At 53.7% G+C, this 25,701-nt stretch carries 29 protein-coding genes; 15 read left to right on the top strand and 14 right to left on the bottom strand.

Annotated features, from left to right (window positions below; genetic code table 11):
* Positions 1–31: 31 nt before the first annotated feature.
* From EV12_RS09535 to EV12_RS09555, 5 genes are all read left to right on the top strand, one after another.
* Entirely contained in the window at positions 32–1,699 is a 1,668-nt protein-coding gene (locus EV12_RS09535; RefSeq protein WP_036914865.1) for a CTP synthase, read from the top strand.
* Positions 1,699–2,382: a 7-carboxy-7-deazaguanine synthase QueE gene (locus tag EV12_RS09540; protein WP_036914867.1), complete on the top strand. Its 684-nt coding sequence runs from the start codon at positions 1,699–1,701 to the stop codon at positions 2,380–2,382. The genes EV12_RS09535 and EV12_RS09540 overlap by 1 nt, the downstream gene beginning before the upstream one ends.
* Before the next feature lie 439 nt (positions 2,383–2,821).
* Positions 2,822–5,104, top strand: coding sequence for a TOMM precursor leader peptide-binding protein (locus EV12_RS09545; protein ID WP_036914868.1), 2,283 nt, complete (start codon positions 2,822–2,824; stop codon positions 5,102–5,104).
* A 1-nt stretch (position 5,105) separates the two neighbouring features.
* Positions 5,106–6,533 carry a SagB/ThcOx family dehydrogenase gene (locus EV12_RS09550; RefSeq protein ID WP_052039573.1) on the top strand — a complete coding sequence of 476 codons (1,428 nt, stop codon included), beginning with the start codon at positions 5,106–5,108 and terminating at the stop codon, positions 6,531–6,533.
* Between the two features lie 61 nt (positions 6,534–6,594).
* Positions 6,595–7,377, top strand: coding sequence for a transposase (locus tag EV12_RS09555; RefSeq protein WP_036914869.1), 783 nt, complete (start codon positions 6,595–6,597; stop codon positions 7,375–7,377).
* 242 nt (positions 7,378–7,619) lie between these two features.
* On the opposite strand, the gene EV12_RS14910 is transcribed toward EV12_RS09555, so the two are convergent.
* Both EV12_RS14910 and EV12_RS13740 read right to left on the bottom strand, forming a co-directional pair.
* Entirely contained in the window at positions 7,620–8,021 is a 402-nt protein-coding gene (locus tag EV12_RS14910; RefSeq protein ID WP_072014304.1) for a Nif11-like leader peptide family natural product precursor, read from the bottom strand.
* Between the two features lie 177 nt (positions 8,022–8,198).
* Entirely contained in the window at positions 8,199–8,441 is a 243-nt protein-coding gene (locus EV12_RS13740; protein ID WP_052039572.1) for a hypothetical protein, read from the bottom strand.
* A gap of 15 nt (positions 8,442–8,456) precedes the next feature.
* On the opposite strand from EV12_RS13740, the gene queC reads away from it, so the two are divergent.
* From queC to EV12_RS09580, 3 genes are read left to right on the top strand one after another with little or no spacing between them, the layout of a single operon-like run.
* On the top strand, positions 8,457–9,137 hold the full coding sequence (gene queC / locus EV12_RS09570) for a 7-cyano-7-deazaguanine synthase QueC (protein ID WP_036914958.1): 681 nt from the start codon (positions 8,457–8,459) through the stop codon (positions 9,135–9,137).
* Entirely contained in the window at positions 9,134–10,474 is a 1,341-nt protein-coding gene (locus EV12_RS09575; RefSeq protein WP_036914870.1) for an anthranilate synthase component I family protein, read from the top strand. The genes queC and EV12_RS09575 overlap by 4 nt, the downstream gene beginning before the upstream one ends.
* Positions 10,471–11,331 carry an aminotransferase class IV gene (locus EV12_RS09580; protein ID WP_036914871.1) on the top strand — a complete coding sequence of 287 codons (861 nt, stop codon included), beginning with the start codon at positions 10,471–10,473 and terminating at the stop codon, positions 11,329–11,331. Before EV12_RS09575 ends, EV12_RS09580 begins: the two co-directional genes overlap by 4 nt.
* A gap of 30 nt (positions 11,332–11,361) precedes the next feature.
* Here EV12_RS09580 and urtE read toward each other — a convergent pair whose 3' ends face one another.
* The 8 genes from urtE to ureE form a co-directional block, all read right to left on the bottom strand.
* On the bottom strand, positions 11,362–12,069 hold the full coding sequence (urtE, locus tag EV12_RS09585) for an urea ABC transporter ATP-binding subunit UrtE (RefSeq protein WP_036914959.1): 708 nt from the start codon (positions 12,067–12,069) through the stop codon (positions 11,362–11,364).
* Between the two features lie 43 nt (positions 12,070–12,112).
* On the bottom strand, positions 12,113–12,865 hold the full coding sequence (gene urtD, locus EV12_RS09590; protein WP_036914872.1) for an urea ABC transporter ATP-binding protein UrtD: 753 nt from the start codon (positions 12,863–12,865) through the stop codon (positions 12,113–12,115).
* Positions 12,862–13,989: an urea ABC transporter permease subunit UrtC gene (gene urtC / locus EV12_RS09595; RefSeq protein WP_036914873.1), complete on the bottom strand. Its 1,128-nt coding sequence runs from the start codon at positions 13,987–13,989 to the stop codon at positions 12,862–12,864. The genes urtD and urtC overlap by 4 nt, the downstream gene beginning before the upstream one ends.
* Positions 13,990–13,993: 4 nt before the next feature.
* Positions 13,994–15,148, bottom strand: coding sequence for an ABC transporter permease subunit (locus tag EV12_RS09600; RefSeq protein ID WP_036914874.1), 1,155 nt, complete (start codon positions 15,146–15,148; stop codon positions 13,994–13,996).
* A 98-nt stretch (positions 15,149–15,246) separates the two neighbouring features.
* Positions 15,247–16,542: an urea ABC transporter substrate-binding protein gene (gene urtA / locus EV12_RS09605; protein ID WP_036914875.1), complete on the bottom strand. Its 1,296-nt coding sequence runs from the start codon at positions 16,540–16,542 to the stop codon at positions 15,247–15,249.
* A 114-nt stretch (positions 16,543–16,656) separates the two neighbouring features.
* On the bottom strand, positions 16,657–17,268 hold the full coding sequence (ureG, locus tag EV12_RS09610) for an urease accessory protein UreG (protein ID WP_011827543.1): 612 nt from the start codon (positions 17,266–17,268) through the stop codon (positions 16,657–16,659).
* Positions 17,268–17,951 carry an urease accessory protein UreF gene (locus EV12_RS09615; protein WP_036914876.1) on the bottom strand — a complete coding sequence of 228 codons (684 nt, stop codon included), beginning with the start codon at positions 17,949–17,951 and terminating at the stop codon, positions 17,268–17,270. Before EV12_RS09615 ends, ureG begins: the two co-directional genes overlap by 1 nt.
* On the bottom strand, positions 17,951–18,463 hold the full coding sequence (gene ureE / locus EV12_RS09620; protein ID WP_241467006.1) for an urease accessory protein UreE: 513 nt from the start codon (positions 18,461–18,463) through the stop codon (positions 17,951–17,953). Before ureE ends, EV12_RS09615 begins: the two co-directional genes overlap by 1 nt.
* Positions 18,464–18,547: 84 nt before the next feature.
* Here ureE and EV12_RS09625 point away from each other — a divergent pair, with 84 nt between their 5' ends.
* The 4 genes from EV12_RS09625 to ureC are packed head-to-tail and all read left to right on the top strand — an operon-like array spanning position 18,548 to position 21,916.
* Complete coding sequence (locus EV12_RS09625; RefSeq protein WP_036914878.1) at positions 18,548–19,507, top strand: urease accessory protein UreD; 960 nt, start codon at positions 18,548–18,550, stop codon at positions 19,505–19,507.
* Between the two features lie 18 nt (positions 19,508–19,525).
* Positions 19,526–19,828, top strand: a complete 303-nt coding sequence (locus EV12_RS09630; protein ID WP_011827547.1) for an urease subunit gamma — start codon at positions 19,526–19,528, stop codon at positions 19,826–19,828.
* A 9-nt stretch (positions 19,829–19,837) separates the two neighbouring features.
* Positions 19,838–20,155 carry an urease subunit beta gene (locus EV12_RS09635; protein ID WP_036914879.1) on the top strand — a complete coding sequence of 106 codons (318 nt, stop codon included), beginning with the start codon at positions 19,838–19,840 and terminating at the stop codon, positions 20,153–20,155.
* 36 nt (positions 20,156–20,191) lie between these two features.
* Positions 20,192–21,916 carry an urease subunit alpha gene (gene ureC, locus EV12_RS09640; RefSeq protein WP_036914880.1) on the top strand — a complete coding sequence of 575 codons (1,725 nt, stop codon included), beginning with the start codon at positions 20,192–20,194 and terminating at the stop codon, positions 21,914–21,916.
* 42 nt (positions 21,917–21,958) lie between these two features.
* Here ureC and cobA read toward each other — a convergent pair whose 3' ends face one another.
* From cobA to EV12_RS14695, 3 genes are all read right to left on the bottom strand, one after another.
* Positions 21,959–22,744 (bottom strand): uroporphyrinogen-III C-methyltransferase, encoded by a 786-nt coding sequence (gene cobA / locus EV12_RS09645; protein WP_036914882.1) that lies wholly within the window; start codon positions 22,742–22,744, stop codon positions 21,959–21,961.
* 48 nt (positions 22,745–22,792) lie between these two features.
* Positions 22,793–22,930, bottom strand: a complete 138-nt coding sequence (locus EV12_RS14690; RefSeq protein WP_241467007.1) for a hypothetical protein — start codon at positions 22,928–22,930, stop codon at positions 22,793–22,795.
* A gap of 92 nt (positions 22,931–23,022) precedes the next feature.
* A complete protein-coding gene (locus EV12_RS14695; RefSeq protein WP_241466591.1) occupies positions 23,023–23,172 on the bottom strand; it encodes a hypothetical protein in 150 nt (49 codons plus the stop codon).
* Positions 23,173–23,238: 66 nt separating this feature from the next.
* Here EV12_RS14695 and EV12_RS13260 point away from each other — a divergent pair, with 66 nt between their 5' ends.
* Complete coding sequence (locus tag EV12_RS13260; RefSeq protein WP_072014306.1) at positions 23,239–23,433, top strand: hypothetical protein; 195 nt, start codon at positions 23,239–23,241, stop codon at positions 23,431–23,433.
* A gap of 12 nt (positions 23,434–23,445) precedes the next feature.
* Here EV12_RS13260 and EV12_RS09655 read toward each other — a convergent pair whose 3' ends face one another.
* Positions 23,446–23,838, bottom strand: a complete 393-nt coding sequence (locus EV12_RS09655; RefSeq protein WP_152562379.1) for a hypothetical protein — start codon at positions 23,836–23,838, stop codon at positions 23,446–23,448.
* Between the two features lie 21 nt (positions 23,839–23,859).
* On the opposite strand from EV12_RS09655, the gene EV12_RS09660 reads away from it, so the two are divergent.
* Both EV12_RS09660 and EV12_RS09665 read left to right on the top strand, forming a co-directional pair.
* Positions 23,860–25,488 carry a ferredoxin--nitrite reductase gene (locus tag EV12_RS09660; protein WP_036914886.1) on the top strand — a complete coding sequence of 543 codons (1,629 nt, stop codon included), beginning with the start codon at positions 23,860–23,862 and terminating at the stop codon, positions 25,486–25,488.
* Positions 25,489–25,540: 52 nt separating this feature from the next.
* Positions 25,541–25,684, top strand: a complete 144-nt coding sequence (locus EV12_RS09665; protein WP_036914887.1) for a hypothetical protein — start codon at positions 25,541–25,543, stop codon at positions 25,682–25,684.
* The last annotated feature ends 17 nt before the right edge of the window (positions 25,685–25,701 follow it).

Consider the following 25,701-nt stretch of genomic DNA (forward strand, 5'->3'; position numbering starts at 1 on the left):
CGAGCTAACTTAAAGGATCACCCTGAAATTCATGGCCAAGTTCGTCTTTGTTACCGGTGGAGTCGTATCAAGCATCGGCAAGGGAATTGTGGCCGCTAGCCTTGGTCGCCTACTCAAGTCACGCGGCTACAGCGTCTCGATTCTGAAGCTGGATCCCTACCTAAATGTGGACCCAGGCACCATGAGTCCATTTCAACATGGCGAAGTGTTCGTCACCGAAGACGGCGCCGAAACCGACTTGGATCTTGGGCACTACGAGCGCTTTACCGATACAGCCATGTCACGCCTAAATAGCGTAACCACTGGCTCGATCTATCAAGCAGTCATCAATAAGGAACGCCGCGGCGACTACAACGGCGGCACTGTGCAAGTGATCCCCCACATCACTGGCGAGATTCGCGAACGAATCCACCGAGTAGCAGCCAATAGTGGCGCAGATGTAGTGATCACAGAAATCGGCGGCACTGTCGGAGACATCGAATCTCTACCCTTCCTCGAAGCAATCCGTGAATTCCGTGGTGACGTAGGGCGCAACGACCTCGCCTACATCCATGTAACCCTACTACCGTTCATCGGCACATCCGGTGAACTCAAAACCAAGCCCACACAGCACTCCGTTAAGGAACTGCGCGCAATCGGCATACAACCAGATGTGCTGGTTTGCCGCAGCGACCGCCCAATCAATGAAGACCTAAAGAGCAAGATCGGGGGCTTCTGCGGGGTAGCAAACCGGGCTGTCATCCCTGCCCTTGATGCCGACAGCATTTATGCCGTCCCCATCTCACTAGAGGAAGAGGGCCTCTGTCTAGAAATGCTGGATGTACTCAACCTGACTGACCATGACAGTGACATGAAAAGCTGGGTTCAGCTGGTTCATAAGCTGCGCAACCCAGGCCCCGCTGTGAAGGTGGCCCTAGTCGGCAAATATGTGCAACTCAACGACGCCTACCTTTCAGTAGTGGAGGCCCTGCGCCATGCCTGCCTAACCCAAGATGCCTCCCTCGATCTTCATTGGGTCTGCTCGGAACAAATCGAAGCAGAAGGGGCAGACAAGCTGCTCAAAGGTATGGATGCTGTTGTAGTACCTGGAGGCTTCGGTAACCGTGGCGTCGATGGCAAGATTGCAGCCATTCGCTGGGCGAGAGAACAACGAGTGCCATTCCTAGGGCTTTGTCTTGGCATGCAATGCGCTGTGATCGAGTGGGCACGCAACCAGGCAGGACTCACTGGAGCCAGTAGTGCCGAGCTGGAACCCGACACCAGCCATCCTGTTATCCACCTCCTGCCAGAGCAACAAGACGTAGTCGATCTAGGCGGCACAATGAGGCTTGGGGTCTATCCATGCCGCATCGCACCAGACACGTTGGCGCAGAAGCTTTATGGCGAAGAGGTCGTCTACGAACGCCACCGCCATCGCTATGAATTCAACAACTCCTACCGCAACCTATTTATTGAATCCGGCTACACCATCAGCGGTAACTCACCTGATGGTCGACTCGTGGAGCTGATCGAGCTGAAAGGTCATCCCTTCTTCACAGCCTGCCAATACCACCCAGAATTTCTCTCCCGACCCGGAAAACCCCATCCCCTCTTCCGGGGATTAATCGAGGCCGCTCAACTACGGCTACCAGCCTCACCTGACGAAGCCCTACGTAGCAAGGCTCAGCCTATAGGCCAGGAGCTGACCAACCGCCATTAATGCACTCCACCCTCCCGGTAGTGGAAAGCTTCCATTCCATTCAAGGGGAAGGTGCCCATGCTGGCCGCAGTGCTTTCTTCATCAGGCTCGCCGGCTGTGATGTCGGCTGTTCATGGTGCGACACCAAGCACTCTTGGAACTCGAGGAACCATCCGGAAATCGCGCTTGAACAACTAGCAGAGGAAACAGCAACAGCCGCAAAAAATGGCGCGGCCTTTGTGGTGTTGACCGGGGGTGAGCCACTACATCACAACATCGATCCACTCTGTGCAGCGCTGCGAAAAGCCACAGCAGGCGAAAACAACAAAGCCTTAGCGATCCATCTAGAAACCAGCGGTGTGAATCCACTCAGCGGCAAACCGAACTGGATCACCCTCTCTCCAAAGCGTCATGCACCGCCTCATCCAGAACTTCTGGCCCACTGCCACGAGTTGAAAGTGGTGATCAATAACCAAGAAGATATCCACTTCGCCGAGGCGATGGCAGCAGCAGCTCTCAAAGCACGGAAGCTGCCAAATAGCCCTGAAGACATATCAGCTGATGACCAAGGCGATGAGCTGCTGCTGCTGCTCCAACCAAGCTGGAACAACCCTGAAGCGCAACAAGTAGCCATCAACTTCGTGAAGGCTCATTGTCAGTGGCGACTAAGCGTTCAGACGCACAAATGGTTAGGGGTTCGATAAAATAATCGCTTACTGATTAGCCAAAGTTCCAAACTTAATCGCCAGCAGCCTTGGCAATAAATCATTGAAGAAAGCTGAATGCCATAGCAATAGCTTGTAGCGAAGCTTTGCTTTTTATGTTTGGAGACTTTTTCTCAATTTAGCTTTTATGATTAATTGAAGGGAATAGAGTCAATGCTTCGCAGTAAGAAGTGAATCGCCAACTTTGAATACGTTAAATGATTCTTATTTGCTACCGTTAATGTGTGATGGAGTTAGCGAATTTGAGCCAACTTTGCGCACTGATATCTGGATCAGGAATGACCTAAAGAGCAAATTGATAGTTGATCATGAACTCATCTGATGCACTGGGCCTCCCGACTTTGCGCATGCATGTAAACCCCAATGACGCTGATAAGAAGCACCTCTAGCTTGTACTGAAGCCTACGCATCACATCAGTTGAGCTCCCTACGAGCGCCTCAATTAAAGCCGCATTTCGACCCCCTCCTGCTGTCAGGGGAAGGCGTTCTGCTGTTGCGAGAGAACGGAGCCCATGCCCTCTACGGCAACCTCTATGAACAGTTGATTCCGCTGCTCGATGGCAGCCATTCAACTGATGCGATCGTTGAGCTGCTTTCGGCTGACTACAAAAAAGCCCAGGTTTATTTCGCTTTGATCACCCTGCAGGCGCGTGGCTATCTATGTGAAGCCGTCAGTCGTCTCAGCCCTGCAGAGGCCTCGTTCTGGGCTGAGCTTGAGGTAGATCCTGAGCAGGCCTGCCGTCTTGTTGAGGCAGCTCGGGTGGAGGTGATTGCCGTCGGGGCGGTGGATTCCACACCCGTGCTGGAAGCTCTGCGATCCAACGGCATCGCACTTGCTGAAGGTGGAGAAGAGAGCTCGCTGGCGCTCGTGATGTGTGATGACTACCTCAATGAGGAAGTGGTCGAACTCAATCAACGCTTTCGACAACAAGGCCGGCGTTGGCTGCTACTGCGACCACGCGGTCGCCAGTTGTGGCTTGGACCTTTATTCAGTGGTGATCAACCTGGTTGTCATGCATGCCTTGCCCGCTGGTTACGTCGTCAAAGGCCTGTGGAACGCTTCGTGGCATCACAGCGGGAAGCCCCTCTATCAGCGCTCATCCCTAGAGCTGCCAGCGAAGCGTCAACTCGGATGCTGGCGCAGCTTGCGGCGCTTGAAGTAAAAAGAGTTCTGGCGAATGCAACCCCGGTCTGCGATGGCCATCTAATTAGTTTCGACTGCGCTGATTACGGCAGCATCCGTCACGAACTGCTCGTGGATCCTCACTGTCCGGTGTGCGGTAGTCCAGCGGAACCGATCTTTCGGCCTGTGACGCTGGAATCGTGTCCGGTGGCTTTTGATCAAGACGGCGGTCACCGTCACATTGCACCTGAAGAAACCCTGCAACGCTTCGAGCGATTCATCAGTCCCATCACCGGTGTCGTCAGCGAAGTGCGGCAGGTAGAAAACGAACTGAGCAGTGTTCACGTCTACATCGCTGGACAGAACAGTGCCCAGGGAATAGAGAGCTTGGATGATCTGCGCCGCAATCTGCGCAGCTGCAGCGCCGGTAAAGGTGCCTCGGATGTGCAAGCCCGTGCCAGCGCGTTATGTGAAGCCCTAGAGCGGTTCAGCGGCGAGCGTCATGGCGAGGAACTGGTGGAACGCGGCAGTCTGCGCACTATGCAGGAGCGGCATGGCGATGCGGCCATCCACCCGAATGCCGTGATGAGATTCAGCGCACACCAATACAACGAGCGTGAGGCGTTAAATGCCAGCGGCAGCAGGTTTAATCGCGTCTGCGAGCCACTCGATCCAGAGCTGGAAATCGAGTGGACGCCGATCTGGTCGTTGTCGCACTGCTGTCGTCGTTACCTGCCGACACAGCTGCTTTACATGGGCCCGAGCCCCAGAGAGGAAGCGCTCGACTCCCCCAGCAAGCCCGCATTCATCGCCATGGGTTGCTCCAACGGCAATGCTTCCGGCAACACGCTGGAGGAGGCCGTATTGCAGGGTTTTCTAGAGCTCGTGGAACGCGATTCCACTGCGATTTGGTGGTACAACCTCCTGAGGCATCCCGGGGTTGACCTGGCCTCCTGCCAGGACATCTGGATTAACCGCCTGATCAACGATTACGCCGTTCTCGGCCGCGAGCTATGGGCCCTAGACATAACCGCCGATCTCGGCATTCCCTGCATCGTGGCTCTATCCAGGCTGACGCATGGAGAAGCTGAACGAATTGTATTTGGCCTGGGCTGCCATCTTGATCCCCGCATTGCGGTGCAACGTGCTCTAGCAGAGATGAATCAAATGCTCGGCATCGCCAATGCTGATTTGGGCAAAGATGATCAAGGCATTGACGATACAGAGACCTTGACGTGGCTGAAGACAGCCACGCTTGAGAACCAGCCCTATCTAAAACCGGATGAAATGCGGCCATTGCGACGCCTGGAGGATTTCCCCCAGCGGCACAGCGGTGATCTGCTGCAAGACATCGATTATTGCCGTGGCTGTGTTGAGGCCCAAGGACTCGAGATGCTGGTGTTGAATCAGACCCGACCGCTGATTGGAATTCCAGTGGTGAAGGTGGTGGTGCCTGGCTTACGGCATTTCTGGGCGCGGCACGCTGCCGGTCGTCTGTTTGATGTGCCTGTGCAGATGGGCTGGCTTGAACAGCCCCTACAAGAAGACGAACTTAACCCGATTCCGATCTTCTTCTGACATGGCTATTCACTACAAGCTACGGCCGGGCGTGACGCTGCAAGAGCAGAACGGCGATCAGCTGCTCGTTGGCTGCGATGGCCGGGTAGTGCGTTGCAAGCATGCGGATGAAGCCCTCAAACGGATGCTCGGCAGGCTTGCATCGTCTGGAGGCAGCGCTAAGGATCTGTTTACGGCAGCTGCGCAGGGTGGCGGCGCGCCAGTGCAATTGACTCTCTTTCTGCAGTTGATGCAATTGGAGCAGCATGGATTGCTCACGCTCGTGCTGATGGGCGCTAAAGGAGCAGCGCTGGTGCTGGAGCCGATGGGTCGTCAACTGCAACGCCGCACTCCATTGAAGGAGCCCTTCAAGATTCGTTTCTCAAGGTTTATCTGTATCCGCCCCGAACAAGGAGTTCTCCAGCTGGAGGTTCCGTTCGCAGCTGGACGGGTACAGCTTGTAGATGCGCGCCTATCGTCTCTGTTGCCTGCCTTGGCAGTTCCATGTTCGACGGAGCAACTGCGGGAACAGCTGCCGGACGATCTCCGCGACCAGTGGCAGGATCTGCTCAAGCTGCTGCGGACCGCTGGGCTGGTCGGTGTCTGTGATGCGGAAGGTGGAGTGGATGTGGATCAAGAAGCGGAGCGACACCGCTGGAGCTATGAGGACTTGGCCTTGCATCACCGTTCTCGGCTCGGCTGGCATCGCCAGGTCGTAGGAGCCAGCTTCCGGGGTGCGGGTGTCTGCATGTCTCCGCCACTGCTACTGGCAGCTGGGAGCCTTCCGGCTGTTGTGCTGTCACGGCCGGGAAAAGACGGGTTGGATCCAAGCTTCTTTGAAGTGGTGGAACAGCGACAATCGATCCGCAGTTATGCGGATACTCCGCTGAACGTGGATCAAATAAGTCGAATGCTTTGGTATACGGCACGAGTTCGTCGACGTATGACAAGCAATATCGAATCAGAGCAGGCCTATGAGGCCTGCTCACGTCCGGTAGCGGGTGGTGGTGGGCTACATGAAATCGATCTGTATCTCACGGTGCGTCGCTGCAGTGGCCTTGAGGCCGGTCTATATCGCTACGACCCTCAGGATCATCAGCTGCTGCGCCTAAGTGCATTAAGTGAGGCTTGCAAGCAACTTCTACTCGAAGCCTGTCAAGGGGCAGCTCTGACGCAGGAACCAGATGTTCTGATCACCCTGGCTGCGCGTTACGGCAGGGTTTCATGGAAATACGAAGGAATGCCCTATGCCCTAATCCTCAAGCATGTTGGCGTGATTTATCAACAGCTCTATCTGATAGCCACCGCTCTCGGCTTGGCCCCCTGCGGGCTTGGTAGCGGCAACTCAGAGACCTTCGCCCAGGCGACAGGTCTCGATCGCTTCGCGCACATTCCCGTGGGTGAATTCATCTTGGGCCGACCAGCCGAAATCAAACAAGAAAGCTGTTAATAGCGCAGACGCTGAAGTTTCTTTTGAAATGGTGCATTACAAGCAACAGTGAACAGAACAGATGTCGAGAACACCTCGCTGCTTGCCACAGGGGCATGCCTTTCATATCACGCTGCGCTGCAATAGCCGGCAGTTCTTAATTGCCAAAGCCCTTAGGCGTGATGTGTTGTTGGCGGTACTTAAAAAGGCCCAGCAGAAGTTTGCCGTGAAGGTTTATGGGCTCTGCCTAATGGCTAACCACCTTCACTTGCTGCTTAAACCAGCCGATGCCAAGGAGCTACCCAGGCTGATGCACTGGTTTGCTTGGTATTCAGCCATGGCACTGAACAGGTTGAGTGGACGTTGCGGGCACTTCTGGGAGGCAAGGTATTTCTCAACGCCAATCCACCCCAAAGATCACCGGCGAATGCTGAATACCTTGAGGACTATCCATGCCAATCCCAAAGCAGCAGGTGTAAGGAAAGGATTCTTTGATCCCTATAGCAACTTTGGCCACTACAGCAGGTTGAAAGCAGATGGCATCAGTGAATGGCACCCAGCCTTTTTAAAGCTATCGACAACACTCGATGGATGCGCCAAGCGCTATGAGCATTTCTGTAAGCACTATCGCCATAAGGGCAAAGGCGCTCCTAAGTGCCATTGGGGTAGTCGCATGCTCAAACGGCTGGTGAGCAGTGCAAGAACTAGAAGTAAGAAAAAGAGGGTGTCACCAGGCCAACAACGATTGCCATGGGATTGGGATGTTCGTCTCAATCAAATCCCTGAGGGTTGGCATCAGGTTGCGGTGAGATTTAGAAAAACAAATGGAATTAGAGATGGTGATCAAAGCCTCAAGCTATGGTGATTAAGTTAGGGAATATAAATAGCTTTAGAGCAGATTAAGTTAAGGGTAGATTTGTTGTGAATACGAAAAACTATTTCCGATTAGTGCATGCCAAACAAGGCATCAAGGCAACTTTTCGAAAGACAATCGTGCCAGGTATCGATGGTTCAAGCCAATAGTGAGGTGGTTGAAGAAATAAAAAGCCCCCGCGATTGCAGGGGCTTTGAGTATGTAGGTTTGGGGAGTGGTCGACAACGTTCTGTTCAATTGTCGATTCGTCTGTCGTTTTTTTTATCGCTATTTCTCCGGAATATGTCGGGTGGCTGGTTCACAGATGGCACGCCCGCAGCAGATGGCACGCCCGGCAACCCGGACGCATCCATACCGCAGATGGAGCTCCGTCCTCGCACCCCGCCGCACCCCACCGCCGACGCTTCACACGTCGAGGGGTCTGGGGTCGTCCACCACCCCCCAGCAACCCCCTTAAGCTGTTCTTCTGACAGCTCGCCCTGAGCTTCTTTTACCTCATCAGCAGTAATCTCAAAACCTGCCTCTTTGGCAATACTGGCGATTGAATCAGCGTCTGTTGTAGCCCTTAGCTTTTCCTGCAGAGAAGTATCAGCCTGGACTGCTTCCCAAAAGGCTTTGAGTTGTTCTTCTGACATTAAGAGAAGCTTGGCTAAAGATTCTTTAGCTCATAATCGCGCTGATATCTGTTGTTACAGGCAAACTGAAATATGCGGCGGAATTAAAAACGGTTCTTTCCTGGTCATCCCATTGAGCCTCATCATCCTCAATCGATGACCAACTAAAAATTGCTGATTGCAATCGAGCTGAACGTTTTAACCGACAATCAATTGAACTCGCCAATCGGCAGGATTTGAAGACACTGCAGGGTCAGAAGTGCGAGGCAGCAATCCAGGCAGCTGAATCAGCCAACGTTGCTGATCTTGCACAGGCAAGGGATAAGCAGTCAAATCAAGGCGTGGGATGGCCCCTACCGGTGCTGCTCCTGTCGTCGCTAGTAAGGCTAAAAGCCAAAACAAAGGCCTGGCCTGAATGAATACCACCACGTCAACGTGCACAACAGAATGGCCAGCATGAGCGACTCCACAACGATTGCCCTGCTCTCTGGAGGTCTGGATTCGGCTACTGCCGCAGCCCTGGCCATAGAGGCTGGGCAAAAAGTGATCGGACTTTCCTTCGATTACGGGCAACGACATCGCAAAGAACTGCAAGCCGCTGAAGCGCTAGCAGCCCACATGGGTCTCACTGAACACAATGTAATCAATGTCAACCTAGGAAGTTGGGGAGGCTCATCGCTTACCGATCTCAAGCAAACAGTGCCCAGTGGCGGGGTCATCAAAGACGTCATACCCAGCACCTACGTACCTGGACGCAACACAGTTTTCATTGCTATCGGACTGAGCCTTGGAGAAGCCCGAAAAGCCGATCGCTTGGTATTGGGAGTCAACGCTATGGACTACTCGGGTTACCCCGATTGCCGGCCGGACTATCTAGCAGCCTTCCAAACACTCGCCGATCTCGCGAGTAAGGCTGGCCGGGAGGGAGATGGTATCAAGCTCTGGGCTCCCCTCATGCACTGGAACAAAGTAGAGATCGTGCAAGAAGCCCTGCGGCTGGGTGTACCAATCGAACAAACTTGGAGTTGCTATAGCGGAGGCGATCATGCCTGCGGCATATGCGACAGCTGCCGCATCCGCGATGCAGCATTAAGCAAAGCCGGACGCAGCGATCTCTGCAGTCAGCAGCAACTGTGAACCAACCGCAACGAAAGCGATGCAGCTGGCAGGAGCCAACATTCATCGCTGAACAGCTGGCAAAAACCTGGGGAGAAGCAGGGCTGGTGTGGCTGGATGGAGACGGCAGTGCACTAGGTCGCTGGGTAACCCTTGCTGCCGATCCCATCAATCAAGTCTGTTGCCATGGCCTGCCTGGCAGTCCGGATGCAACCAACCCATTTGAAGCTCTGCGGCATCTTGAACCAGGCCACTGGAGCGGCTGGTTGAGTTACGAAGCCGGCGCCTGGATAGAACCAAAAAATCCGTGGAAAGCAGATTCCATGGCCACGCTCTGGATGGCACAGCATGATCCAGTGCTGCGATTTGATCTGCAAAATCAGCAATTGTGGATTGAAGGCTGCGATTCAAATCGACTCCAAGCATGGATGAGCTGGCTAGAAGCCTTCTCAAGCAAGGAAAAGCCTGCTGACGTCGAATCACAATTGCCAATCAAGGCCAATCGTCACAGAATTTCCGTCGATGCCTGGCAATGGCACACGAGCAAAACAAACTATGCCAACAATGTTGAACAAATCCAGGATTGGATTGGTCATGGCGATCTTTTCCAGGCCAATCTCAGCACCTGTTGCACAACAGAATTAACTGAAAACAACGCTGCCCTAGAGATCTTCCAAAAACTTCGTCGCCATTGCCCAGCACCCTTCGCTGGCCTTGTCATTGCTTCAGGCAAAGCCGCTGGAGAAGCTGTGATCTCAGCTTCTCCGGAACGATTCCTACATGTGCTGCCTACAGGAGAAGTGGAGACACGTCCGATCAAAGGAACCCGGCCGCGGCACCATCAAGCCGAGCAAGATGCAGATCTAGCCGCCGATCTGGTTTGCAGTAACAAAGATCGAGCCGAAAACGTGATGATCGTCGATCTGATGCGCAACGATTTGGGCAGAGTATGCCAACCGGGATCCATCACAGTGCCCCAGCTGGTGGGTCTCGAGAGTTACCCACAGGTGCATCACCTCACCTCAGTGGTGCAGGGGCAGCTGCGCCCAGAGCAAACATGGGTCGACCTTCTGCAAGCTTGCTGGCCAGGTGGCTCGATCAGTGGCGCACCCAAACTGCGTGCATGTCAACGATTATCAGAACTAGAACCAACGGCCAGAGGTCCTTATTGCGGGTCGTTATTACGACTCGACTGGGATAACAGGCTCGATAGCAGCATTCTGATTCGCTCGCTGATGCTCAAGGGATCGACACTCCGCGCTCATGCCGGTTGTGGCATCGTGGCCGGTTCCGACCCCTATTGCGAAGCTGAGGAGCTGAACTGGAAACTGCTGCCACTACTGGAGGCACTGCAATGAAAAACCAGATTGCCTGGATCGATGGCAGCTGGGGTAGCACTGCGGAGCTCGCTCTTCCTCTAAGAGATCGAGGCCTACAGCTTGCCGATGGCATCTTTGAGACAATTCTGATCCTTGATGGACATCCACAACTCCTCAATGCTCATCTCAACCGCTGGCAGAGCAGCGCATGCCTGCTAGGGATGGCCCCCCCGCCTACAGCGCAATGGTTGACACCTCTGATCAAAGAGGGCCTGAAACAATGCAACTTGGACAATGGCAATGGGGCCCTGCGCCTCAACTGGAGCCGTGGCGATAGTTCAAGCCGAGGCATCAGCCTGCCCCAGGACAACCCGAAATCAACAACCCATCGCTTCTGGCTAGAGCTGAATGCAGTGCAGCCCTGCTTTACTCCACTTACGACGATCATCAGTTGCCATGAGCGTCGAAACACCAATAGTCGCTTGAGTCATTGCAAAACCTTCGCCTACGGTCAAGCGATACAGGCCCGCCATGAAGCACAGAAAGCGAATCGCGATGAGGCCATACTGCTAAGCACAAGCGGTGAACTTTGTTGTGGCAGTACCGCCAACCTCATCGTGCGACGAAACAATCATTGGCTCACACCTCGTCTTGCCAGTGGCTGTCTACCAGGTGTAATGCGGCAACAGGGCCTCGAACATGGATGGCTGCAAGAAACTCAACTAGAAGCCACACCAGAAAAAGATGATCAATGGCTACTGATTAATAGCCTCAGCTGCCAACCCATCGTGAAGCTCAATGATCATCTGCTCAAAGCATGGTCGGATCCTGAAGGCCTTTGGTACTCCCTCTTAAAAGCCAACAACACTGACACTTCTCCCAATCAAATTGATTAATGCCCCACCCCTAAACATCTCCATACACACTCATACACTTAGGAATTGATCCACCACTGCCTGACTAAGGTCGCTGGTCGGGCCACTGGCCACAATGCCACCTCGTTGCATGGCGTAGTAACGATCAGCTTGACGAACAAAGTGCAGATGCTGCTCTACCAAAAGAACGCCAATCCCTGTCTCGGCAATAATGCGTCGAACAGCTCGTTCAATGTCTTGAACGATATTGGGCTGAATACCCTCCGTCGGTTCATCTAGCAGGAGCAATTTCGGCTTACCAAGCAGAGCCCGAGCAATCGCAAGCTGCTGCTGTTGCCCACCGCTGAGATCTCCGCCCTTACGCGGCAAAAACTCCTGCAGAATCGGGAACAACTCATAGACAAGCTTGTCAATGCTGTGGTTACGAGCCAAGCCGCCGGGCAATGCCTCCATCCCCAGCATCAGGTTCTCCTCCACCGTCAGATGAGGAATAATTTCTCGCCCCTGAGGCACATAACCAATGCCCGCACGAGCCCGCTGATGCGGAGGATGGCGATCCAAACCTTCACCGTTAAACAGAATCTCTCCACTACGAGGACGCAACAGACCGATTAACGATTTCAACAACGTGGTCTTACCTACACCGTTGCGGCCGATCAAGCAGACCATCTCACCAGCTTTCACGGTGAGGTCGACATCCCTAAGGATATGACTCTCTCCATAGTAGGTGTTTAAGCCGCGAATCTCGAGTAAGGTCATCAGCTTAACAAAATCATGAACTGCATAGGTAGAAATCTCTGCATCAAGCAGCCTCCTCATTGCGACCTAGATAAACCTCAATAACGCGTGGATCAGACTGAATCTGATCCATCGAGCCTTCGCACAGAACGTGGCCCTGATGAAGAACAGAAACCTGACTCTCCAGGCGCCGGATGAACTCCATGTCATGGTCAATCACCAAAACAGTGTGATCACCAACGAGAGACTTAAGCAGATCCGCGGTCAGATCAGTTTCCTCATCCGTCAAACCAGCAACTGGTTCATCAACCAATAACAGGTCAGGAGACTGACCCACAAGCATGGCGATCTCCAACCACTGCTTCTGCCCATGAGACAACGATCCAGCAACTTGATGCGCACGCTGCTGCAAAGAAACGATACCCATCAAATGGGCAATGCGATCGCGCTCAACAGCACTAAGACCTGCGCTTAAGAGTGGCCAAGGACGCTTTGGATGACTGACCGCCAAGGCGAGGTTTTCCTCAACAGTGAGGTTTTCGAAGACTCTCGGGCTCTGAAACTTCCTGCCGATCCCAAGCCGCGCAATCCTGTGTTCCGGCTTGTTTAAAAGAGATCGGCCCTTAAACAAAACATCACCTGCCGTTGGTCGAAGCTTGCCAGTGATCACGTCAAGGAAGGTGGTCTTGCCTGCACCGTTGGGACCAATCACGGCACGCAATTCTCCTGGCTGCAGGCTGAGATTGAGATCACGCAGTGCCATAAAGCCATCAAAGCTGACACTGATTTGACGCAGCTCAAGCAAAGCAGTTGTCATGACTGCACCTCCTCCTTGCCATCCATTTCCAATCGTGGATAGGTACCGATCCTGCGCGCGACACCCAAGCGTGTAAGCAGGTTTCGTGGCCCACCAGCCTGCCACCAGCCCACAACACCTTCTGGTAGTGCCGTAACGACGAGAATAAACAAGCCTCCCAGGATAAATAGCCAGCCTTCGGGCCAAAACGTGCTGATTTGGCTCCTCGCCAAATTAATGACTAGGGCTCCAAGAATGGCACCAATCAAAGTTCCGCGTCCGCCAACTGCCACCCAAATCACCATGTCGATTGAGAAGGGAACAGTCATGTATTGCGGCGAGACGATGCCGGACTGCACGGTGTAAAGAGCACCGCCGATGCCGGCCAAGCCACCAGCCATCGCAAACACGATGGTTTTAAACAAGGTGGGGTTGTAACCAGCAAAACGCAACCGCGGCTCATCATCGCGAATGGCGATCAACACTTCACCAAAACGGCCACGCACCACCCAGCGCACAGCCAACCAGGCCAGGATCACCATCACGGCCGTTAACCAGAAGAAGCCTCGCTGCATCAATGCAGAGCCCACCTGCTGGCCAAAGAGCTCTGTGACATCGGTCTTAAGACCGTTGGTGCCATTGATCAGTTTCTGCTGTCCGTTGAAGAAATTAAAGAAAACCAGCAAGGCAGCCTGGGTAAGAATCGAAAAATAAACTCCCTTGATCCGGTTACGGAACACCAAGTTGCCTAACAGCGCGGCAAGCAGTGCAGGGATCAGCCAGATAGCAATCAGCGTGAACCAAGGCGAATGAAACGGCTGCCAAAATCCAGGCAGTTGATCGACCCCATAAAGGCCGAAGAACTCTGGAATCCCGTTGGGTTCATCGCTCGAACTGTTGAGCTGCAGGTACATTGCGGCTGCGTAACCACCGAGCGCAAAGAAGATGCCCTGGCCCAGGCTCAATAAGCCTGTAAAACCCCAAATCAAATCGATGCCGAGGGCCACGATCGAGAGAGAGAGAAAACGACCGAGCAGGTTGAGCCCAAATCCCGACACAACTGCAGGCGCCGCCACAATCGCAGCAATGATCAAGACCCAGACAATCACCAGGGGCCAACGGCGTTGTTGAAACGCTTTCAACATTGATTTAAGCCTCCACCATGCGTCCCCTCTGGGGAAACAGACCAGCAGGACGGAACTGAAGGAACACCACAATCAGCGCAAACACCATCACCTGGGCCATGCTCGTGGTAGCAAAAAAATCAACCACGCTCGCCAAAGGCGCAGGCATCGAAGGCCAGATACTGAGCAAACGGCCAGCACCGATCAGGTCTGTTAGCACCCCAATAGCAAAGGAGGCCAACACGGTGCCGAACAGATTTCCCACGCCGCCAAGCACCACCACCATGAAGCAACCAACGATATAAGAAGTGCCGACGTTGGGTCCCACGGATCCCAACAGAGACACCGCTACCCCCGCGATGCCAGCCAAACCGGAGCCGATACCAAAGGTAAGCACATCCACGGTATCGGTTGAGATACCAAGGCAATCACTCATGGAACGATTCTGAGTCACTGCCCTGATGCGCATCCCCCACACACTGCGATTCAAGAACCAGGTGATACCGAGTACAGCGAGGATCGTGATCACAATGATCACCAAGCGTGGAACAGGGAAGGTCATGCCCGACAGTTCAATCCCCCCACGCATCCACTTAGGTGCCGTGACATCGACATTGCGAGAGGTCGCACGAGCGATACGACTGATCTGAGAGGCCAAGCCACCCGCCAGTAACACCCCAGCCAGAGCCGACACAAGCCAGCTTCCAGCACGCACCAGGCGGGCCCGCGGCCCCTCCAAAAGCTTGTCAGGAAGAATGATCGGCAGACTAAAGCCAAGCACTAACGCCAGCACCAAGCCAGCCGCATAAGCCAATGGAACACTGCGCACAAACTGCTGCAGAATCAGGCTGACGCCCCATGTCGCCAACAATGTCTCCAACGGGTTGCCGTAGAGACGACGAATCACGGTGCGCTCTAGCAAGATACCAACCACACCACTAACGATGAAGGCCAGAGGAATCGCCACCAACACGTAAGCGTTGTAGACAGGCTGCAAAGCAGGCAGCTTGAAGATCAGCTGTACCACATAAGTGGTGTAGGCCCCGAGCATGATCAACTCGCCATGGGCGAGGTTAATTACCCCCATCAGGCCGAAGACTATCGCCAGTCCGAGGGCAGCAACCAGCAGCACCGAGCCGATGGCCACACCATTGAAAAGACTTTCAAGAAGCAGTTGCACGGGCGAAGATCAGAGACCGGAAAAACGACGAAAGGAGGAGCCCGTTTCCGGACTCCTCCCAAACAATGCCAAAGCGGAAAAACGCCTTGACAAGGTAATCAAAGCTTGTACTTCTCGCCTTTGTTGGCATCAGTCCAATCGCAAGCATAGCCCTTGGAACTTGGCTCGAACTGATTCCAAGCCTGTGGAGCCACAGGGCCATTTGTCTCTTCGAGAATCTCGAACTGACCATCTTTGGTGATCTTGCCGATACGTACGGTCTGGGACAGGTGATGGTTTGGCATCACTTTCACAGGGCCCTGAGGCGCATCAAACTCAATTCCGATCAAAGCTTCACGTACCTTGTCGTCATCAAAGCTATTGGCCTTCTCGACCGCAGCTTTCCACAGATACACCATGTTGTAAGCCGACTCCTGCGGGTCAGCTACCTGACGATCATCGCCATACTTAGCCTTGAAATCCTTAGCGAATTTCTTGGATGCAGGTGTATCAATCGACATCATGTAATTCCAAGCCCCATAGTGTCCCTCAAGGAACTCAGGCCCGATCGTGCTGATCTCTTCTTCCGCGATGGAATAGCTCATCACGTAGTAGCCATTTTCAGGAGTCAGTCCGGCATCCTGAATCTGCTTAAAGAAAGCGACGTTCTGGTCACCATTGAGGGTGTTGATGATCACACCACCGTCAGGTAATGCCTTCTTGATCTTGGCAATGATCGGCGCCACTTCAGTGTTGCCGAGGGGCAAATAATCCTCTCCGACAACTTTCCCACCCAGAGCTTTGACCTGCTCCTTAGTGATGGTATTGGAGGTGCGAGGGAAAACGTAATCAGAACCTACAAGGAAGAAGGGCTTGCCAGCAGCAGGCGACTTCTCGAACATGAACTTGGTTGCAGGCTCCGACTGCTGATTCGGAGTCGCACCTGTGTAGAAGATGTTATTGGAACACTCCTGGCCTTCGTACTGAATCGGGTAATACAGGAATGCATTCTTCGATTCGTAAACCGGCAGCATCGCCTTACGGCTTGCGGAAGTCCAACCACCAAAGACAACAGGAACACTATCCTGATCGATCAACTTCTTGGACTTCTCAGCGAAGGTTGGCCAATCAGAAGCGCCATCTTCAACGATGTAGTCGATCTTGTATTTCTTGCCATCAACTTCAACACCACCGGCAGCGTTGATCTCTTCAATCGCCATTTTCTCTGTGTCCACAAGGGTGGACTCCGAGATGGCCATGGTGCCACTTAAGGAATGGAGGATACCAACCGTGACCGTGTCGTCGAAATCGGTATTAGCGGTTTTATCACTACCACCACCGCAAGCCGTAATGCTGACACCAACGGCGGTTGCGGCGAAGCCAGCCACAAGGCGCTTTGAGAATGAAACGTTCATTGAAACCGTAGATAGGCAGAATATGGAGCACGCCTATTCGGGCGGCTTGGGGAACGTAAAGATCAGCCAGGCATGCTTCTGTAGTCAATGATACAAAGCCCTTTGCGCTGATCATTACTCAGGGCGATTTGGTAGCTGTTGCAACAAAAATTGCAGCACACTCTCAAGGCCGTCGCCGCTGTGCAAGTTGGTGAAACACCAAGGACGCTCTCCCCGCATGCGCGTCGCATCGCGCTTCATCACTTCCAAATCGGCCCCGACATGATCAGCGAGATCAATCTTGTTGATCACCAATAAATCCGAGCGTGTGATCCCCGGACCACCCTTACGAGGGATCTTGTCGCCAGCCGCCACATCAATCACATAGATGCAAAGGTCCACCAATTCTGGACTGAAGCTGGCGGCAAGATTATCGCCACCACTCTCAACAAGAACAACATCAAGATCTGGAAAATTCCGCTCCAGATCTTCTACGGCCGCGCGATTAATCGAACAATCCTCACGAATAGCAGTATGAGGACAACCGCCTGTTTCCACGCCGCGAATACGCTCTGGCTCGAGAGCTCCAACACGCGTCAAGAACTCTGCATCTTCCTGGGTATAGATGTCATTGGTGACAACTGCCAATTGCAACTGATCTCGTAGACGGCGACAAATTGCCTCCACTAGTGCTGTCTTACCCGAACCCACCGGGCCAGCCACACCTAAGCGCAGTTTGCTACTCATCAGCTCCGGAATAATCGGGAATAAAGCTCAGCATGGGAGAGCTGTGCAATAGCAGAACCCACTCCTCCGCACCAAAGCTGCTGTGGATCCACATCAAGCAAGCTAATGGCCTGCATTTCAATCAGCGGCTGAAGCTGACGCTGCAACCGTTGTGCCTCAGTTGGCCCCAGCGGAACAAGACGCACGGCCGCACTGAGCTGATTAGCCACCCAACCAAACAGGTAACCCTGCACAACCTCCAGAGGCGTTATGTCCCAAGACAAACCAGCCCAAGCCCACGCCACTGGCCAACCAAAATCCACTCCTCCATCAGGGAGAGGATGACCCAGGTCAGCTAATAACTGCAAAAGAGATCGACCCATCTGCTGCTGCTGCGCTCTTACTTCAGCCGCATCTCGCAGTGCAATCAACCATTGAGCCCAATCCCGCACAGCAGTGCCATGGTCAACTTTGCCCTGCTCAGCACTCACCTTCCATTGGCTGAGGGAATGACGCAGCGGACGCAAAGCAGCAGCTTCGATCATGACCTGCCCGCGACTGAGCTCCGCCTCCAACCAACTTGCCAAAGTTGCTCGATCCTGAAGCTGCTCACGCTGCACCAGCAGTTCCAAACCCTCCGAATAACTGAACGCACCCACCGGCAAAGCCGGGCTAACAAGCTGAAGCAAAGCGAGACTGCTCATCACTGATGACGTTGTTGGTGCCCATGAATGGGCTTGTGATCATCGCTATGGACGCCTTGATAGGCCCCAGGCTCCGGATAAAAAGGCTCCATCAGAGACTCCAGAGCCAAGCCACGCACCCGTAGCAAATCGGCTAAGACAGGATCATCTAGCAAGCGCAACTGCTGAGTACGTAGCTCTAGTGCCACGTGACGATTACCCAAGTGATAAGCCGCCTCAAGCAGAGCCAGTTCTGAAGGAGCCCTAACCACCAACAGTTTTTCAGCAGCAGCGGCCACCCTCACCAAAACAGGACCTTCCGCCGCAGCCAAACTTTCTCCAGGCTGCAATGGGCCCTGCCGCGGCAATTGCAATAAGACGGACTGACCACAAGCCGTGCATCGCAGCCCCCGCAAACGGGTGCGTTCTTCAGCGGTGAGAGGCAACTCCATGCAAGCCTCAACCCCAACAGCATCAAGCCTGCGGGTGAGCACCGGAACAGTGTCGAGGGAACGAAAATCGACCAAGCTCATCACCATAAGGCTGCTAAACGGCAACTGCTCCATGAGTGAGAGTTGCTAAAGAGTTAACCCCTGCTCCAATCACAGCGTGCTCCGATGACTGGCGACAGACCCTGGCACGGCAAATGTTCCCTGCAACTCATCAGCAAAAGTGCGGCGGACGACCTTCAATCCCAGCTCACCGTGCATCAAAGCCAATGCACGGCTCCATTAAAGCTGCAACGTGCCAAGCCTGATGATGACGGCCGCTGCCAACTGCCCTTACTTCACACCGCAGGGGGTCTGGTCGGAGGAGATCAACTCAGTGTGAATATCAAAGCTGGAGCAGACAGCCGCGGCCTGGTCACGAGTGTGGCTGCCCAGAAGGTCTATGGCTCCGTAGGCCGCTCAAAACAACACCCCAAAGGCCGCTGGGCAAGTCAAGAGTGTCACTTCGAACTAGCCACCAATGCTGACCTGGAATGGTTACCCCAAGAGCTCGTGGTTTTTCAAGGAGGCCTCTACAAGCAACGGATGCAAGTCGAACTGCAGCCAAAAGCCAGTTTTCTCTCCGCCGAAGTGGTGCGCCTAGGTCGCACAGCTGCAGGAGAAACACTTAACGAAGGCTGCTGGAGGTCCAGCCTGGAGATCTGCCGACAAACCCCGATTGGTCGTCAATGGGAACTAGTCGATCAACTCGAGCTCAACAGTGAAGTGCTGCAGAGTTTGCACGGCATGGGGACACAACCCGTGTTCGGATCTTTTGTTTGGGCCGCACCGGATCCCCTGACTGCCGAAGTGATGGAGACACTTCTGAGGAACTGTCGAACAGACCGAGCAAACCTAGAAGGTTCGATGGCTTGTGGTGGTCTCGATCAAGGCTTAGTGGCCCGATATATAGGGCCATCAAGCCAAGCCGCACGCCAATGGTTTACCCGCCTCTGGGCCCGCACTCGCCAGCTGCGGCGGCTAAGCATTCCTCAACCCCCACGAGAATGGCCCCTGCAAGAGGAGGGAACGTTCTCACAAGAAAGGTTCACAAAGAACCATCAGCCGCCTGTTGCCTCGCCACACTGAAATGAAATCCTGGCTTCCATGCACCTCAGCCCCCAGGAAAAAGACAAACTCCTGATCGTCACCGCTGCCCTGCTTGCAGAACGACGCCTCAAGCGCGGCCTGCGGCTCAACCACCCCGAAGCCGTGGCCTGGCTCAGCTTCCTTGTCATCGAAGGCGCTCGTGACGGTCAATCCGTCGCGGAGCTGATGGCGGAAGGCAGCACCTGGCTGCGTCGTGATCAGGTGATGGACGGTGTCCCCGAACTGATCCCGGAGGTGCAAATTGAAGCTGTCTTTACAGACGGCACCAAATTGGTCACCCTCCACGACCCCATCCGCTAAAAAATCCCCATGCCTCCGTTAATCCCCGGTGAACTGATTCCTGAACAGGGCACGCTTGAACTCAACAGCAACAGGCCAACCCTCACCCTGCGAGTGGCCAATAGTGGCGATCGACCGATTCAAGTTGGCTCCCACTTTCACTTTTTCGAGACCAATACAGCTCTGCACTTCGATCGTGATGCTGCCCGGGGGCACCGATTGGACATCCCTGCTGGAACAGCAATCCGCTTCGAACCAGGCGACGAGCGTGACGTCCGCCTGGTTGCCCTTGCTGGTCACCGCAAGGTTTTCGGTTTCAACGGTCTGATCAACGGACCACTCGACTGAACTGCTTCTACACCTCCTCCCTTTCGCTGCATTGCTATGGCCTACCGGATGGATCGCCAGGCCTACGCCGAAACCTACGGCCCCACCACAGGCGACCGCATACGCCTGGCAGATACCGAGTTGATCCTGGAGGTGGAACGCGATTTCACCACCTACGGCGAAGAAGTCAAATTCGGTGGAGGCAAAGTGATCCGCGACGGCATGGGGCAATCCCAGCAATCACGCGCCAATGGTGCTGTTGACACCGTAATCACCAATGCCCTGATCCTCGACTGGTGGGGGATCGTCAAAGCAGATATCGGCCTGCGAGACGGACGGATCGTGGCCATCGGCAAGGCTGGCAATCCCGACATCACTGACGGGATTGACATTGTGATCGGCCCGGGCACCGAAGCCATTGCTGGAGAAGGGCACATCTTGACCGCCGGCGCCATCGATAGCCACATCCATTTCATCTGCCCACAGCAAGTCGAGACTGCCCTGGCCAGCGGCGTTACCACCATGCTCGGTGGTGGCACAGGTCCGGCAACAGGCACCAACGCCACCACCTGCACACCTGGCTCCTTTCACATCAGCCGCATGCTGCAAGCAGCCGAAGGGTTACCGGTGAATCTTGGCTTCTTTGGCAAAGGCAATGCCAGTACGACTGAAGCCCTGGAGGAGCAAGTGCTAGCCGGAGCTTGCGGCCTCAAACTCCACGAAGACTGGGGCACCACACCAGCAGCTATTGACTGCTGTCTTTCGGTAGCCGATCGCTTCGATGTCCAGGTCTGTATCCACACAGACACGCTCAACGAAGCAGGTTTTGTAGAAGACACAGTCCGAGCCATCGGCGGACGCACCATCCATACCTTCCATACCGAAGGGGCTGGGGGCGGCCACGCACCGGACATCATCCGTATCTGTGGTGAAAGCAACGTGCTGCCCAGCTCCACAAATCCAACCCGGCCTTACACCCGCAACACCCTGGAAGAGCATCTCGACATGCTGATGGTTTGCCACCACCTAGATCCAGCGATTCCTGAAGATGTGGCCTTTGCCGAATCACGCATCCGTCGCGAAACGATTGCTGCCGAAGATATTCTCCACGACCTCGGTGCCTTCAGCATCATTGCAAGTGATTCCCAAGCGATGGGACGAGTCGGGGAGGTCATTACCAGAACATTCCAGACAGCTCACAAGATGAAAGTGCAGAGAGGCCCTCTGCCAGAAGATGCCGCCAATCCCCGTGGCACTCGTAACGACAACAACCGAATTAAGCGCTACATCGCCAAGGTAACCATCAACCCCGCCATTGCCCACGGTATTGACAACCATGTTGGCTCCGTGGAGGTAGGTAAACTGGCAGACTTGGTTCTCTGGAAGCCAGGCTTCTTCGGCATTCGACCAGAACTTGTAATCAAGGGCGGGTCAATCATCTGGGCGCAAATGGGCGATGCTAATGCCTCTATTCCAACGCCTGGTCCAGTCCATGGCCGACCAATGTTTGCAGCATTCGGCAAAGCCCTCGCTCCCAGCTGCCTTACCTTCCTCAGCCAAGCGGCTATCGAAACAGATCTTCCAAACAAGCTGGGGCTGCAACGTGCCTGCATTCCCGTGCTGAACACACGCAATATCGGCAAAGCAGAAATGCACAACAACAATTCACTACCCAAAGTAGAGGTAGATCCACAAACTTACGAGGTGTTCGCCGACGGCGAATTGCTCACCTGCGACCCCGCAGAAGAACTACCAATGGCCCAGCGGTATCTCCTACTTTAAGCGCTGAATTCAACATCTACTTTTAGGTTGCCATTCAATCGATCAAGACTTGATCGGCATCACAACATCAGCCGGCTGAGGAGCACACTCTGGCACCTGTTCATCGACTACTGCACCCACAACTACGATCGACGGTGCTGCAAACCCTTCGCTCTGTACCCTTTGAGCCAACTCTTCCAATGGAGCTTTGAGGTGGCGCTGACCTACAACAGTGCCCTGTTGAATAATTGCTGCAGACGTAGTTGGATCCAGTCCACCGGCAATCAACTCTTCAACGATATAAGAAAGGTTATGCAAACCCATATAAATCACAAGGCTGTCACTTGCGCGAGCAAGACCCTTCCAATTCACAGCAGCACGTTGTTTGTCGATCTTCTCGTGACCTGTCACAAAGGTAACCGAACTACCACCACAACGATGGGTTAGAGGAATACCCACATAGGCCGGCGCAGCAATCCCAGCAGTAACCCCAGGGACCACCTCCACCGACACCCCATGCCTCTGCAAATAAGCTGCTTCCTCACCGCCGCGTCCAAACAGAAAAGGATCGCCTCCTTTGAGACGTACCACACAGGCATGGCGCTGAGCTAATTCCACAAGCAACTCATTCGTCGTGGACTGAGCTACCCAATGACGATCTCGACGTTTGCCGACAAAGTGACGTTCACAAGACTCGGGCACCAACTCGAGTACTTGATTGGGCACCAACGCATCGTGAACCAAAGCACCACAATGAAGTAGCAGACGATGAGCCTTCAGGGTGAGCAGATCCGGATCACCAGGGCCTGCACCCACCAAATAAACAGTGCCAGATTTCGCAGAGATCATGGCAATGACGCCAATAGATTGACCAAACCCAATCGAACCATCTCAGTCTCAAGCAGAGATGTCATCCCCCCAGCCTCGCGCAACGTCTTCGTCATCCGGTTTGGCACCTAGGCAAGATGGCCCAACGCCCAAGCAAGGCACCAACCTAGTGCTGACACCCTGCTGTTGAAAGCGCTGACGCATCAAGGAGACATCCTGGCAAACATGAGATCCAAGCAACAACAACAAAGGGAGCAAACAAAGAGAATCTGAACCCAGCGCACAGCTATGAGTAGCGGTCAGGCCTCTACCTGAAAGGTGTAAAGCGACATTGCTGCAGCTAATAGGGCTAAGGAAAGGATGAAAACGAAAACCACACCACCAACATGACCATGCACAAGCAAACACAAGGCGAGCTTGAAGGCATCCTGCTCACGCTTCCGTAACAACGACCACGGATCTAGGGCACCACGAACTGATGTAGTCCTATCAGTCTTCCAAAGTCGACTGCAGCCATGGCATCCCGTCGCTATCAAACGCAGTCACGATCGCTGCCCAGCACCAATGATCATCAGACCAGGCATGGCTCGAGCCATACGAGACGCTTCAACAGCGACTTCGAAAGGGATTTAGCTGCCATGAACCGTGTGTGGAGAATGCTCCAACAAGGCACAATCCGCTGGTTGGGAGAGATAGGCCGCCAATACTGAAATCACTTAAATTTATACACAGCAACCATAAAGAAGGAAACTTGTGCACCTAGATGTATCCATAAACACCAAATTTTGAATTTCACACAAATGCTCAGTTTTGTTCAATCTGATACCGCCAATACCCTCTTCGTTAATGCTTAATAAGTTTATTCGCAGCGTGGCCTGACTCCTCAACAGCCCTAACTCAGCCAAAAGATGCTGAGCCCAGAATGTATTCAAAGACACCAAATTTTTGATTTCAGACAAATGCTCGATTTTGTGCAATCCGATACCGCCAATACCCTCTTCGGCAAGGCTTAATAAGTTTATTCGCAGCAGACCTTTGCTCGACAACGAGATGATCTCAATGACAAAAATAGCGAATTTGGCAATGCAAGTTAAAACCATGATCAATTTTCCCAATTTTATTTTCAACACAGAATCATGACCACAATTTCTCATATAAAGCCATTTCTTCAAAACAAGAAACTAAATAAAATTGAACAAAATAAGGCTATCAAGGATGGATTAAAGGTTGGTTCTGAACTAGAAACCTTTGCTCAGATTGGTTGGGAACAGGTGGATAAAACTGATCTGGAGCTACGCCTAAAATGGTATGGGATGTTCTGGCGCCCCAAAACCCCTGGCAAGTTCATGCTCCGGCTCAGGGTGCCCAATGGCATCCTCAGCAGCCACCAGATGAGAGTGGTCGCCTCAATCGTGGGCCGCTACGGAGAAGACGGCAGTTGCGACATCACAACACGCCAAAACCTACAGCTTCGTGGTGTTCTACTGAGCGATCTTCCCGAAATCCTCAGACGTCTTGAAGAGGCAGGTCTCAACACAATCCAATCAGGTTTTGATAACCCTCGCAATGTCACAGGAAATCCACTAGCTGGCATTGATCCTCTTGAAATTGTTGATACTCGCCCATACACAACTGAACTACAAGATTTCCTCACCAATAACGGGGAAGGCAACCATGAATTCTCCAACCTGCCCCGCAAATGGAATACGGCAGTTGCAGGGGCCCGCGATAACTTTCTTCTACACAACGACATTATCTTCCACCCAGTCAAACGCGATGGGGTGATGGGTTTCGGGGTCTGGCTCGGAGGAATCCTCTCCTCGCAGATGAACGACTATGCACTGCCTCTTAATGCCTGGGTCAAGCCCAATGAAATCTGTCGGCTCACCGGCACTATTGTAACGCTATGGCGAGATAACGGTGAGCGCAACAATCGCCCCAAGGGCCGGTTCCGCATGTATCTCGACAGCGTGGGCCTCAAAGCCTTCCGCACCATGGTCGAGGAAAACTTTGGGCCTCTTACCCCCGATCCAGGCTCGGTGTTCGACGACAAACCACGCTCCCATTATGGAATCAACCCTCAGAAACAAGAAGGGCTTTACTACGCCGGGCTACATATCCCGGTAGGCCGGCTAACCGCCGAAGATCTCCAAGATCTGGCTAGTGCCAGCCTTCACTATGGCAATGGCGAGATTCGTCTAACCGAAGACCAGAATGTGATTCTGGTGGGTCTAGCCAGCGACAACCTAAACAGCTTCCAGGCTGATCCACTACTACAGCGTTTTTCACTCGAGCCCGGTTCCTTTGCCGCCGGCACTGTCTCCTGCACCGGCAACACCTACTGCAGCTTCGCCCTCACCAACACCAAAGATCAGGCCATCAAGATGGCTCGTGAATTAGACGAGGAACTCGAGCTCCCAGAGGAACTCAAAGTCCACTGGACTGGATGCCCCAATAGCTGTGGCCAGGCCTACATGGGTGCAATCGGCCTCACAGGAACCAAAGCCCGTGCACCCGAAGGAGGCAAAGGCATGGTTGAGGCCTATGACCTCAGCCTTGGCGGTAACCAAGGCCCCAATGCCCGAGTAGGGGAACTGCACCGTAAAGGCATTCCCAACAGCGAATTGAAAAGCGTGCTGCGGGAACTGCTAATCGAACGCTTCGGTGCTCAACCTCGTAGCCAACCGAAGCAAAACAGCGACCCTTTCTCCAACTTCATGAACTGGTTCAGCAATTTAGGCGAAAACAGCAGCCCATCCCCTTGAGCTGCGATCGCTAAACCACCGTTCTTAGATCAATCATCTATCAAGCCCCACCATGCAATCGACTTCCCAAGCACGTGATCTTTTCTCTCGCTTTGTCAACTGGTTAAGCAACAGCGGTCACGACAAGCCTGCAATCAATCAAAAAGAAGGTGGCCGAGATGTCTTCTCACGCCTGATGAACCGAATCAGCGGCTGAAACCCTCAATTCCTTCC

It is taken from the genome of Prochlorococcus sp. MIT 0701, assembly GCF_000760295.1.
Classification (GTDB): Bacteria; Cyanobacteriota; Cyanobacteriia; order PCC-6307; family Cyanobiaceae; genus Prochlorococcus.